At 32.9% G+C, this 13599-nt stretch carries 11 protein-coding genes; 3 read left to right on the top strand and 8 right to left on the bottom strand.

Going from position 1 to position 13599, the window contains the following annotated elements; translation table 11 throughout:
- Positions 1 to 45: 45 nt before the first annotated feature.
- The 8 genes from ACNQF9_RS13490 to ppsA all read right to left on the bottom strand — a co-directional run bounded on the left by ACNQF9_RS13490 (position 46) and on the right by ppsA (position 9325).
- Positions 46 to 333: a chaperone modulator CbpM gene (locus ACNQF9_RS13490; RefSeq protein ID WP_417990402.1), complete on the bottom strand. Its 288-nt coding sequence runs from the start codon at positions 331 to 333 to the stop codon at positions 46 to 48.
- Between the two features lie 2 nt (positions 334 to 335).
- Positions 336 to 1247, bottom strand: a complete 912-nt coding sequence (locus ACNQF9_RS13485; RefSeq protein WP_417961395.1) for a DnaJ C-terminal domain-containing protein — start codon at positions 1245 to 1247, stop codon at positions 336 to 338.
- A gap of 242 nt (positions 1248 to 1489) precedes the next feature.
- On the bottom strand, positions 1490 to 2062 hold the full coding sequence (locus ACNQF9_RS13480; RefSeq protein WP_417990401.1) for a YceI family protein: 573 nt from the start codon (positions 2060 to 2062) through the stop codon (positions 1490 to 1492).
- A gap of 692 nt (positions 2063 to 2754) precedes the next feature.
- Positions 2755 to 3909, bottom strand: coding sequence for a phospholipase D-like domain-containing protein (locus ACNQF9_RS13475; RefSeq protein ID WP_417990400.1), 1155 nt, complete (start codon positions 3907 to 3909; stop codon positions 2755 to 2757).
- A complete protein-coding gene (locus ACNQF9_RS13470; RefSeq protein ID WP_417990399.1) occupies positions 3896 to 4999 on the bottom strand; it encodes a site-2 protease family protein in 1104 nt (367 codons plus the stop codon). The genes ACNQF9_RS13475 and ACNQF9_RS13470 overlap by 14 nt, the downstream gene beginning before the upstream one ends.
- 101 nt (positions 5000 to 5100) lie before the next feature.
- Positions 5101 to 6093: an NAD(P)-dependent oxidoreductase gene (locus ACNQF9_RS13465; protein WP_417961387.1), complete on the bottom strand. Its 993-nt coding sequence runs from the start codon at positions 6091 to 6093 to the stop codon at positions 5101 to 5103.
- Between the two features lie 457 nt (positions 6094 to 6550).
- A complete protein-coding gene (locus tag ACNQF9_RS13460) occupies positions 6551 to 6847 on the bottom strand; it encodes a zinc ribbon domain-containing protein (RefSeq protein WP_417990398.1) in 297 nt (98 codons plus the stop codon).
- Between the two features lie 63 nt (positions 6848 to 6910).
- The gene (gene ppsA / locus ACNQF9_RS13455) at positions 6911 to 9325 is read right to left on the bottom strand and encodes a phosphoenolpyruvate synthase (RefSeq protein WP_417990397.1); all 2415 of its coding nucleotides are present in this window, start codon (positions 9323 to 9325) and stop codon (positions 6911 to 6913) included.
- Between the two features lie 799 nt (positions 9326 to 10124).
- Here ppsA and ACNQF9_RS13450 point away from each other — a divergent pair.
- Genes ACNQF9_RS13450 through ACNQF9_RS13440 form a run of 3 tightly spaced genes read left to right on the top strand, consistent with a single transcriptional unit; the run spans position 10125 to position 13593 of the window.
- Positions 10125 to 12443, top strand: a complete 2319-nt coding sequence (locus tag ACNQF9_RS13450) for a PAS domain-containing protein (protein WP_417990396.1) — start codon at positions 10125 to 10127, stop codon at positions 12441 to 12443.
- A 6-nt stretch (positions 12444 to 12449) separates the two neighbouring features.
- Positions 12450 to 13178 (top strand): sensor histidine kinase, encoded by a 729-nt coding sequence (locus ACNQF9_RS13445; RefSeq protein WP_417990395.1) that lies wholly within the window; start codon positions 12450 to 12452, stop codon positions 13176 to 13178.
- A 4-nt stretch (positions 13179 to 13182) separates the two neighbouring features.
- Positions 13183 to 13593: a response regulator gene (locus ACNQF9_RS13440; protein ID WP_417961377.1), complete on the top strand. Its 411-nt coding sequence runs from the start codon at positions 13183 to 13185 to the stop codon at positions 13591 to 13593.
- The last annotated feature ends 6 nt before the right edge of the window (positions 13594 to 13599 follow it).

Raw genomic sequence — 13599 nt, 5'->3', positions numbered from 1 at the left:
GTTCTTACTTTTAAAATACAATAAAAATATTTGGGGTATCAAATCTCAACTTTCATACAACCGCAATCTATTTTTTAAAGCGGTTAATTCATTCTGCAACGACTCTATTTTTTGTAACAGATTAAAGACAACATCAATTCCTTCGATATTAAGGTCTAATTCTTGGCGCATGCGTATTATTTTTTCAATTTCATATATCGAATTAAATTCGATATACTGATTGGCTTCGATTGTTTTTATTTGGAGTAAACCCATTTCGCTGAGAGTTGCAAAAAAAGACATTTCCACTTGATAATGGGTACATAATAATGGTATTGGGATTAAGTTTTCCATGTTCATAAGGTTCTTAGCTTAGCAAGTTCTTTAAATAATTCTGTTTCTTTATCAGAAAGATTTGTTGGAATTTGTATTTGATAAGTCAGGTATAAATCACCAAATTCTCCTTCCTTTTTATATACAGGAAATCCTTTTCCTTTCAGCTTGACTTTAGTCCCGTTTTGAGTCCCCGGCTTTATCGTAAGTTTTACCTTTCCGTCAAAGGTGTCTGCTGTAATCTCGCCACCCAATAGTGCAGTATATAAATCTAGATTCACAGTTGCATAAAGGTTGTGTTTGTCAAGTTTAAAATTTGTATGATTTTCTACGGTGAAAGTAATGTATAGATCGCCTTTTTGACCACTACTGGAACCTTCGCCACCCATACCGCTAATTTTTATTTGTTGGCCATTTTCTACTCCGGCAGGAATGGTAATACGAATGTTTTTGCCATTAATAGTTAGTGTACGTTTGTGAGTGCTGTATACCTCTTTTAGGTCAAGATGTAATTCAGCATTAAAATCCTGTCCTTTGAACTGTGTACTCCTGCGACCACCACTTGAGGCGGCTCCACCAAACATTGATTCGAAAAAATCAGAGAAATCCCCTCCGCCACTGAATCCGCCACTATCAGATCCTCTAAAACCGCTTCGTTGTCCATTTTCTTGGTAATGTCGCTGTTGTTTAGATTTTTCAAATTCATCCGCATGTTGCCAGTTTTCGCCATAGTCATCGTATTTTTTGCGATTCTCAGCATGGCTCAATACTTCATTCGCTTCATTGATTTCCTTGAATTTTTTTTCAGCTTCTTTATCGTTTGGGTTTAAGTCTGGATGGTATTTACGAGCGAGTTTGCGATACGCCTTTTTAATTTCGGTTTCGGTTGCTTTTTTGTCCACCTCAAGAATCTTGTAATAGTCTATAAATGCCATTGCTATTATTTTTAAGTTACGTATGCTCGGATAGGCTTGTACCATCTAGAAATCCGTTCTTCAAATACAATTTTTTTAATTTAAGATTCAATCCATTTTTGATGTTTCTCAAATTTAGTAGCAATTTTTTCAGTTAGTTACGAATAGGAATTGTTTGAAAACAGAATTTGTCTAGTATTTTTTTCAATATTTTTATGGATTAGATAATTTACAAGATTTTAAAATTCGTTTTCTATAGATGATTATTGCTTTATAAACTCAGTGTCTGCCTTAATTTTTACTGCATCACTAATCATTGGTGAAGGAAATTTAGCTCCGATATTAAAATCGGAACGTTTTATGACACCACTAAATTTGAAACCTGCTGTTGGTATTTTAGATTCTGGATTGTTAATGGTTCCTCTATACCACATAATTATAATGACTTGTTTTGTTATCCCGTGTAACGTTAGTTGGCCTGATAGTCTGTATTTGTTTTTTTCTATTTTTTGTATTGAAGTACTTTTGAAGGTCGTTTTTGGATATTTTTCCACGTCAAAGAATTCATTACTTCGTAAATGTCTATCACGCATTTCTACTTCGGTATTGATAGATGCAACTTCTGTTGAAAGTTCAAAAACAGCATCACTAAAATCAGTTTTGGTAGTAATGGTGTTAATTTCAAATGTTTTAAATAACCCTGTAATATCGGAAATTCCATTATGGACTGTGCTAAAAGTTAATTTTGAATGCATCGGATCGGCTTTCCATGTTGTTTGTGCAAACAAAAAAGCAGAAAGAAATAATGTTATAATAATGGTTGTTACTTTTTTCATGGCTCATTGTTTTTAATTAAATATACGATGAAGAGGTGGAGAAGCTTGAAATCAAATTATTTCTTACTATTGATACTATATTAAGTAGTTGTAAATCTCATTTCACAAAATTAGATCTATCAAATTTAATCAATTTTTAGATCTTAAAATAGGAATAAAATGTTTTATTAGAGTTAGTTACAAATTTTAAAAAGCTCCAGACGGAGCTTTTTAAAATTTATTTTACAGAACAAAATTTCTGTACGTAATACAAGGATTTTCTTAATACATGCATTCAAACAAAATTACTTGCGGTTTCTTATGGACTAGAAACCAGTACTTGTTTAGCGGATATTTGACGGTATCAGTTCAGTTTTCTTTTATGGATTAGATGGTTAAGTATTGCATCTGTTTCGATTATTTTCTGCAGGAATTAAGTTGGATCATAATTACCTAAAAATAATCATAACGGCTGTTTAACACGGCTGTTTTAAATGTTTTAGGAGGAAATTAATTTTTAAATAAAGGATTAAAGGCATCAATTTCGGGTGTTAAATATCTTTTTTACAAATAATTTTACTGGTATATTGTGAGTTTTTGTAAAAGGAGCGATTGATAATAAATACGGTATAGTTCTAATTTTCCGTACCATTTTGCGGCTTTAAAATTTAATGATTTTTATCTTTGTTTTGGACTAAATTAATTTTGTTCAATTAATTATAAAATCGTTTGTAAGGGGTATAGGTCACTAACACTTCAATTATTCTGGTGAGACCATACGAAACCAGATTAATGAGTTTGGTAATTATATTGGTTTTGGTTTTTAATGATTCTGGGGTTATGCTTTGACATTGTGCAATGATTCCGTTGAGGTGCTCTTGAAACATTGCAGAAAAGGAATCAGAATGTATTTCAATATTCATTTCTAAGCTTCCGTATGAACTCAAATTATTGAGGTTAAAAGAACCGATTGTAGCCCAATTGCCATCAATAACAGCTGCTTTTCCATGTAAAACAGAATTTTCCCATTCGTACAATTCAATTTTATAATGGAGGAGTTTATCGTACAGAAAGCAAGTCGCCCGTCTAGTTAAAGGAAGATCTGATTTTCCCGAGAGAATTAATTTAATGACCACTTTGTTTTTAGATGCTTTTTTCAATGCTCGAATAATTCGAATACCCGGAAGAAAATAACTACCCACAATAATGATCTCTTTTTTTGCATGTCTTATTGATTGGATGTAGGCATCACAAATTTCATTTTTTCCTTTCAACCAGTCATTCTGAAGGATACGGACGGAAATATCTTCCTGAATTTGAAATACGGATTTTATTTTTTTATTTCGTAGGCGTCTCTTCTTAAAGTAAATATCATGACAAAGTTGTTGTAGGGGTTTTGCAATTTCTCCGTTTAACTGAATTGCATAATCTAACCAGGGTTTTTCAGTTGCTGATCCGTGGTATTTATCAGCTATATTTATGCCGCCTACAAGTGCAATTCTTGCATCAGCGACAATAACTTTTCGGTGCAGTCTTCTGCCAAGATAAAAGGTATAGGTTGAAAATAAAGGAGCAAAAAAGCGAATATTAATACCACTATATTTCAGTTCTTTTAGCACTTCAGAAGCAAAGGATAAAGAACCTAAGCCATCCAGTAGTATATAAATGTCTACTTTTCTAGATGCTGCTTCTTTTAATGCAGTTACGATTCTTCTGCCAGTAGTGTCATTTTCAAAAAGATACATTTGCATGTGGATTTGAAATTGTGCTCCTAGGATAATCGCTTCTAAACGAGAAAAATAATCGGCACCACTATGGACCAGTTCTAGATTTTTAGTAGTAATAGAGCTAGTGTTACTTTCTATCATGCGCCTTATTTAATTTAATTTCATTAATCAAAATCAATTCCATAAGATTTTCGAGGTCTAATGTTCCTGACACTTTATTGTTTTCCATAACGAGCATTAACCTTGATTTATTGAGTTGGATCAATTCAAAAACGTTTTCTAAGAGAGAATTACCATCGAGAAAAATTAAATTTCGGTCCATAATATTATAAATAAATTCATCTTCCCCTTTTTTAGATAATGCCAATATAATTTGGTCTCGGTTCAGCGTTCCTACGGGAACCCCTTTTTCAGTAATTAAAAAATTCTTATTTTGACTATCCAAAACTAATGCAACGGCAGTTTTTACAGTTTCATCGAACTCTATTTTTGGGAATTGTTTCATCACAACATCATGAACTTTTAGTCCTTTCAAGATAAATTTCGACTCCGTATAATCAGCTTCGACTTGCGCGCCAATAATTACAAAAATACCAATAAAAATTAAAAACGGAGAGCTGAAAAAGCCAAAAATAATAAATCCCATAGCTATAAATTGGCCTACTCGTGCCGAAATACGGGTAGCTATATGTCGGTGCAATTTAAAGGATAGTATAGCGCGTAAAATTCGGCCGCCATCCATTGGGAAAGCAGGAATCAAATTAAATATGGCTAGCCACAAATTGATTAAAAAAAAATTTAGTAAGAAATTATTTTTATTTATGCCATCAGCTAATTCGACCATTAATTGTTCTGAAGTAGCAGGAATAGTAATGAAAAAGCCAGTGATAAAACTCAATGTAATATTTACCATAGGCCCTGCAAAAGCCACAATTAATTCTTGAATTGGTTTTTCAGGAATTTTTTCGAGTCTTGCTAAACCACCTATAGGTAAAAGGGTGATGTCTTTGGTTACGATATGATATCGTTTTGCTGCCAAGGCATGGCCTAGTTCATGTAATACAACTGTAATAAAAACACTCAAAATAAATATAACAGACCAAATTATTTGAGTAGCATTGTGACCTGACCGGTAATTGATAAAAATGATAAATAGGATTAATAAAGAGAATGTCCAATGAATGAAAATTCCGATACCAGCAATTTTTCCGATTTTAAAGGAACCTTTCATTTTTTAATTTTTTATTACCTTCAATAAGAGCGTGTTTTGTGAATCAGTCAAGTACTGATTGCAAGTATTCTAATGCTCACTTTCATAATAAACATTAGTTTTTATCCATTTATTTCATTTTCAGAAATACCATTGTATGCCCAAGCATTTAAATTAGCAATCGTTGTATTTGCAACATCCTCCAAGGTTTCATTTGTCATAATTCCCTGATGTCCGGTAATCATGACATTGGGATAGGAGCGAAGTTTTAAAAACAAACGGTCTGTAATAGGGGATTCTTTATGATCCTGAAAAAACACCGAATGTCCATTTTCATATACGTCTAAACCAACAGCACCAAGGGTTTTATTAGCTATTGCTTCTATTAAATCCTCGGTATTTATATATCCTTCGTGTGCTGTATTAATGAAAATCATTCCTTTTTTGAACATAGAAAAAGTAGTTTTATTAAACATATGTTTGGATGATTTATTCCAAACAGAATGAACAGATAATACCTCTGAGTTGGCACATACGTCCTCTAAAGACCTGTAAGAAATATTAATTTCACTCATCAGCTCTTTATTTTCTTCGGTGTCAAAAGCTAAAATTTGACAACCAAACGCATGCATAATCCTAGCAAAGGTAGCGCCTGTTTTTCCGGTTCCTATAACGCCAATTGTTTTTCCATGTAAATCAAAACCGATCAAATGATCCATACGATAATCTCCCAGATCCATCAGGGATTGCCCCAAAACGAGTTTTCTGTTTAATGCTAATATTAATGCTACGGCATGTTCTGCAACGGAATAAGGAGAACTCATTGGGACATTTGCCACTTTAATCGCTAAGGACTTAGCTCTTGTAATATCAATAAGGTCTGATCTTAAAGCCCGGAGCGCAATATATTTAACACCACAGGCATAGAGTTTTTGTAATACGGGTTCAGTGGCATCATCACAAATGAAAATTGAAACCGCATCAAATCCTTGGGCTAAGTAGGCCGTATTTAGATTCAAATGCTGCTCTGTAAAAATCAATTCGTGATTGCTATGGGCCGCTTTTTCCATAAAAGGCTTATCAAAACCAAATATACTATAGACCAATACTTTCATTTTTTTGCTTTTTAATGTAAGTTGTCGTGCTTCAATCTAATTTTTGTATTAACTATTTAGAGTAATTTAGGTTTGTATTTGACTAAATGCTTTTCTATTGTTCTTTTATCCATTTTTGTGTAGATAATAATGGCGGAATTGGTCATTAAGATTCACCTTTTGTGTTTTTTGAGTTCTTCTTTTTAAATTGCTATTACCGTCCGTTCCTAAATTTTTGTCCAATTCCAAATTAGTAATTGTACAATAGTTGAATAGGAAAAATTTAATTTTATTAATTCATTTTGTGCTTTCATCAAAATAGAATTAATTCAGTAATATAGCGATCCTATAGTTTTCTATTAAGCAAATAGTACGCTCCTAAATTATGTTTAGAATTTTTTATTTATAAAATATTTTTTTTTAATGTAATGTTTCGCATTTTTTTAAAGCTTAGCCATACATCAACGTTATTTTACAATCACTTTTTTTCATAATTGGAAGAAGAGGTGATATATTCTTTGCTATTCCAACGTTTTAGTGCCGGTAAAATATTCAAGGCTTTTTGAACCATGTAACTAGGGAGCTTTTTGTTTTCCATGTGTATTTTTACGGTATTTTTCATTTCCTCCAAGTTCATATCGGGTTTTTTAAAATGACTGTCTTCATAGCAGTACCTGCAATAATCATTAGTTCTTTGGCCATTATTTTCTGTTCCTTTGGCTTCTTCTGTAGTCAGTGGCATTCCGCAACTTTGACAAAAATTAATGTTCTCCATGTAATTAGATTTAAATAGTTAGCTTGCTTTTTTTATATTGTTCATTTGATTGGTTTTCGATGGCTATAATTTTCCTGTTATTTTATTTTCGACCGTCAGAATATTCTCAATTCCTTTTATTAAAGCATCGGGACTAAATGAGATACTGTCAATGCCTTCATTTACTAAAAAACTTGTGAATTCAGGGATGTCACTGGGCGCTTGTCCGCATAGCCCTACCTTTATTTCATTGCGTTTCGCTGCTCGTATGGTTTCTTTTATCAGCGCTTTAACTGCTGGATTTTCCTCGTTGAACAAGTAACTAATCAATGTTGAATCGCGATCCAGTCCCGGCGTAAGTTGAGTTAAATCATTAGAACCAATAGAAAAACCATCAAAAAGTTTTGCAAAATCATCGGCCATTAATACATTACTTGGTATTTCAATCATCACATATACCTGCAATCCGTTCATGCCTTGTACTAAACCATTTTTTGCCATTTCAGCAAGAACCTTTTCTCCTTCTTCACATGTTCTGCAAAACGGAATCATCAATTTTACATTGTGAAGTCCCATCACGCTGCGAACTTTTTTAATTGCTTCGCACTCTAAGGCAAAACCTTTCCGATAAAAATCGCTATAATAACGGGAAGCTCCACGAAAGCCAATCATTGGGTTTTCCTCATGAGGCTCATAATATTTTCCACCAATAAGGTTGCAGTATTCATTACTTTTAAAATCACTCATGCGCACAATCACTTCTTTAGGATAAAATGCCGCTGCCACGATAGCTACTGCTTCGGCGAGTTTATCGATAAAATAATTTTTAGGATCAGCATAGCCTTTCGTTAATAAAGCTATCTCAGATTTAATTTTCGTATCGGTTATTTTTTCAGGTACACACAATGCCAAAGGATGGATTTTGATGGTGTTTGAAATCGCAAATTCTATCCGCATCAAACCCACACCCTTATTAGGATAATGACTTAGCTCAAAGGCTCTTTCCGGATCAGCTAGAATAAGCATGGGATCTGTTTTTGGCATGTCAAGTGTACTGAAATCCTGTTCTATTATGTCCCATTTCAGCTTTCCATCATAAATATATCCTTCTTTCCCCTGGGCACAGGACACTGTGATTTGCTGTCCGTTTTCTATAGTAACAGTTGCATCTCCACAGCCAACAACGGCAACAGTTCCAAGTTCACGGGCTACAATAGCAGCATGACTGGTGCGTCCTCCTTTGTTGGTAATGATTGCAGACGCTCTTTTCATGATGGGATCCCAATCTGGGTTGGTTAAATCAGTGACTATAATTTCTCTGTTTTGCAATACATCCCCTTCTTGCGGACTGTGTATAATTCGGGCTCTACCGGAAGCAATTTTATAGCCAAGACCAATGCCTTTGGTCAAAACCGTACTTTTCTCTTTCAGTTTGTAGCTTTTATGTAGTTGTTTGTTCTCCTTTCTGTGAATAGTTTCCGGACGTGCCTGAACAATAAATAATTGGTTGTTCTGTCCATCTTTTGCCCACTCTATATCCATTGCTTTCTGATAATGTTTTTCAATTTTATAACACCATTGGGACAGTTGAATAACTTCTTCATCGGTTAAGGAGAACATATTTTGTTTTTCCAAAGTTGTATCAGTATTTACAATTGTATTGGCTGGAGATGAACTGGCTGATTTTTTTGCATAAATCATCGTAAACTCTTTTCTTCCGCATTGTTTTTTAAGAATGGGATATAGATCCGAATTTTCTAAGGTAGGTTTGAAAACCATCCACTCATCTGGGGTTACAGTTCCCTGAACAATATTTTCGCCCAATCCCCAACAGCCATTAATAATAATAGTGTTCTCGAAACCGCTGTCCGGATCAATGGTAAAGGCCACTCCAGAGGATGCTTTATCACTTCGGACCATTTGTTGTATCCCAACGGATATTGCAATATCTAATTTAGCAAAACCCATATCGTGTCGATACTTAATGGCTCGATCTGTAAATAAGGAAACAAAACATAGGTGTACGGCATCCAATAACTGGTTTGCACCTGTAATATTCAAAAAAGATTGCATCTGGCCCGCAAAACTTGCAGTTGGTAAATCTTCCGAGGTAGCACTACTGCGTACTGCTACATTGAGATTATTGATACCACTTTGTTTACTTAGCAATTGGTAGGCTACTTTTATTTCGTTGCATAGTTCCTGTGGAATATGTGCGGATAAAATCTGATTTCTAGCTTTCTCTCCAATAGCAGAAAGATTCGAATATTCTTTAGTATCCAATGAAACTAATAAGTCATGAAGCGATTGCTCCAGATTATTTTTTGATCGAAAGAGTCTATATGCTTCAGCAGTCACAGCGAATCCGTTGGGAATAGAAATTCCTATTGGCGTAAGCTGATTGTACATTTCGCCAAGGGAGGCATTTTTACCTCCAACTTTGGCAATGGTTTCAATACCAATTTGATTAAAAAATAGTATGTAATTGAACTTTGCCATTTCGTATCTTTTTTAAATAGAAACAGACTATTTTTTAGTCTGTTAAAACAATAATACTAGAAAAAATATAGAGGGGGCTTTTGAACTAATCCGATTGTTAACTTTAAATTTTAATTGTAGGTTTTAAATTCACATGTTGCTTTTTTAGTTTCAAAAGAGATAGAAGAAAAACTTCGTGCTAGATTAAATTTATAGTGTAAATTTAATAATTTTTTTTTCAAATTTTAAAAAATAAATTAAATTTAGTTTCGCATATCGTTGTTTATCAGTGTAATATGTATTTAGTCGAATGTTTTTTATAATTTTATATTTTTGCCTAAAAAAAAAGGAGTTCTTGAAGGTTACTAAGTAATAATTCAAATATTTAAGTGGTAGTTTTATTTATTTAAAGCGAATTTAAATTCAAAACGGCAATCTGTAAGTTGTATAGTAGAAAAATCAACTAACTATAACTTATTGGAGCACATCTTAGGTTGCAGGTTCTATTTATTTAGAAATCAAAACGCTATAATTATTGTTTTTTTTAAAATTATAAAGTTTGTAGAAAAAGCTACAGCCATTTTTTTATTTTTTTAAAGCAAAAACATCAAAAACGAGTATAATCATTGGAGGTTCATGTAATTTTAAGTTGTGAAATTTCCGTTTAATTCAAAATTAATTTTATTTTTGTAAAGAAACATATTTGTATTTTTAATAGCAGTTCTACAAGTTTACTATAAAATTTGAATTAATAATTGAGTAACCACCATAAATTATTTTAATTCTTTACCAATTCAAGTGAAGAAAATTCCTCATGTTGATGAAAACACATCCGAAACCGGAGAATGAAATAGAAAGAGTCAAGGCCTTAAAAGAATATTCGATATTGGATTCCTTACCAGAAAAAGAATATGATTCCATTACACAGCTTGCTTCTTATATTTGTGGAACTCCTATTGCTTTAGTAAGTTTAATTGATGATCACAGACAATGGCTTAAATCAAGCATTGGATTAGATATTACAGAAGCGTCTAGAAATCTTTCTTTTTGCCAATATGCCCTTATGGGTGATGATGTGTATGAAGTTAATAATGCTTTAGAGAATGATATTTTTTCTGACAATCCCTTTGTAACTGGAGATCCCAACATACGATTTTATGCCGGGGCACCACTTCAGGATGCGAATGGCTTTAATTTAGGGGCACTCTGCGTTATTGATACAAAGCCAAAAACACTTACTAAAGAACAGAAAAATGCTCTAAAGTTACTGGCGCAACAAGTGGTTTTGTTATTGGAAGCCCGTAAGAAAAACTTAGAGCTTAATATAGCACAAAGAGAATTTCAGAATTTTATAAACCTTTCAAAAGATTTGGTATGCATAGCAAATGTAAACGGTTTATTTTATAAAGTAAATCCTGCCTTTACAAAAGTATTAGGATACTCTAAGGAAGAATTAGAAGGAGTTCCTTTTACTAATTTTATTCATCCGGATGATTTGGCTTCTACCTATCTTGAAGTAGAAAAACTTTCCAAAGGAGAATTGACTATCAGTTTTGAAAACAGATACCGCAGTAAAAACGGCGATTATATTATATTAAGCTGGAATGCATCTCCAGATCCTGATACGGGAAATCTTTATAGTATTGCGCGTAATGTGACTTTAGAGAAAGAGGTAGCACAAAAATTAATTGAAGGGAATAAATTATTAGATGAATCACAGAATATAGCAAAAATTGGAAGTTGGAAATTTGACCTAATCAATAATGATCTTGTTTGGTCAAAAGGCCATTATCGTATTTTTGAGTTAGATAATTTACCTACAGATCAATTGTATGAAGCATATAGAAGTAGAGTACATAAAGATGATTTAGCAAAGCTCGATGAGGTAAGTGAAAATGTTATTAAAACGGGAAAAGATTTTAAGATTAACTATAGAATTGTATTTCCGGATCACAGAGTAAAACATATTCTAGAGATAGGACAGCCCTTTAAAAATGAAAAGGGGGAAGTGACTGAATTGAAAGGGATTGTTGAGGACATAACCGATATAACTCTTGCAGAGGAAAAAATTGCTCAAAAATCAAAGGAAATAACTGATATAAGATCAGCGTTAGATGAATCCGCAATTGTTTCTATTTCTGATCAAAAAGGATTATTGACATATGTTAATAATAATTTTTGTAAAATTTCAAAATACCCCAAATCCGAACTGATAGGAAAGGATCAGCGCAGTATTACGGGGCATTTCCCTAAAGAATTTGCGAAACAAATTTTGAAAACAATTGTTAATGGGAACATTTGGAAAGGGGAAATGCGTAATTTAGCCAAAGATGGTTCGTATTATTGGGAAAAAGCCACGATTGTACCTTTTTTGGACGAAAAAAAGAGACCGTATCAATACATATCAATTAGTACGGACATTACCGATCAAAAAATAGCCGAAGAAAATCTAAATGATGCATTACTGAATCTTGAAAAAAAGAATCAAGAACTCGACCAATTTGCGTATGTTGTTTCTCATGATTTAAAAGCTCCACTCCGCGCCATCAATAACCTTTCAGAGTGGATTGTTGAAGATATGCCGGAGATGCCAAAAGACGTTAGTGCTAATTTTGATTTACTGCGAGGAAGAGTGTTGCGAATGGAAAATTTAATCAATGGAGTTTTAGATTACTCCCGTATTGGTCGAACGAAAATCGAAAAAGAGCAAGTTGATTTAAAAATAATGCTAAATCAGATCATAGATTCAATAGTTCCAACAGAAGGTTTTGAAGTCATTATAGGAGATAATTTTCCAGTTATTGATGCAGAGCTAATACTTTTGCAGCAGGTGTTCAGCAACCTGATTAGTAATTCAGTAAAATACAATGATAAGCTGATAGGGAAAATAGAGTGTCATTACAAGTCATTACCTGATTTCCATCAATTTAGTATAAAAGATAATGGTCCTGGTATTGCTAAGGAATATCATAAAAAAGTTTTTAAGGTTTTTCAAACTATTGAAGCGCGTGATGTAAAAGAAAGTACCGGTATTGGGTTATCGATTGTCAAAAAAATAATTGAAGAAAAAGGAGGGGATATTCATATCGAATCTACAGAAAATCAAGGATGTAGTTTTATTTTTACATTCCCTAAATAACAAATAATGGAGGAGTCTGAGAAAAAGTGTCAGGAGGAACTTGTTGCACTAAAAAAAGAATTTGAAGATTTCGTTTATATAGTTTCACATGATATAAAATCACCAATGCGTGCGATTTCTAATATAACAACATGGATTGAAGAGGATTTAGGAAGCGCTATAAATCCGGATGTTTTAAATAATTTAGGGTTACTGAAAAATAGGGTAAATCGTTTGGAGAAGATGATGAATGCATTGTTAGAACTTTCTCGCGTTGATCGTACAGAATTAGAGTTTTACGAAGTAAATATTCCAAAAATGATTGCAAGTTGCATTGCTTTAGTTGATGCAAAATCAAATGTGGAGTTTCATTTTACAAACAATCTCAAAAATGAAAACTGTGTTACATTAGGCGTAAAGATGCAGAAAGTAATTATGAGTTTAATCGATAATGCCATTCGATTCCATGATAAAGAGTGTATAAAGGTAGCAATTGATGTTACAGAAGGTCTAAATGATTATGAAATAAAAGTAAGCGATAATGGGCCTGGTATACCGGAACAGGCCATAAATAAAATTTTCTCTATTTTTTATACCGTTAATTCTAAAGATATTTTCGATACTACTGGAGCAGGATTAGCTATAAGTTGTAAAATTATGAAGTTAGTGGGAGGTAGAATCGAATATTCTCCCGGCATAAATAACGGTTCAATTTTTACATTTAATTGGCCAAAAATAATAACATTAAAAAATTAAAATTATGACCCAAAAATTGGTAAATATTTTATTGGTTGAAGACGATGAAGTAGATGTAATGAATGTAAAAAGAGCATTTGCTAAAAATAATATTATGAATCCGCTTTTTGTTGCCGGTAATGGTGTAGAGGCACTTGAAATGCTGGATGATAAAATAATTCCGTTGCCTAAAATCATTATTTTGGATATAAACATGCCAAAAATGAATGGGATTGAGTTTCTTAAAATTATTCGAGAAAATGAAAAACTTAAAAACATTTCTGTTTTTGTTATGACTACATCAAACGAGGATACAGATAAGATTAATGCTTATAATCTAAATGTTGCAGGATACATACTTAAACCACTTTCTTTTGAAAAGTTTCTAACTTCAGTTGCTACTCTAAAAAACTTTTGGCAATTATGTGAACTGTAATTCATT

Origin of the sequence: Flavobacterium amylolyticum, from assembly GCF_048284335.1 — a bacterium.
In the GTDB taxonomy this organism is placed as follows: Bacteria; Bacteroidota; Bacteroidia; order Flavobacteriales; family Flavobacteriaceae; genus Flavobacterium.
This window is presented reverse-complemented; position numbering and strand designations above follow the sequence as displayed.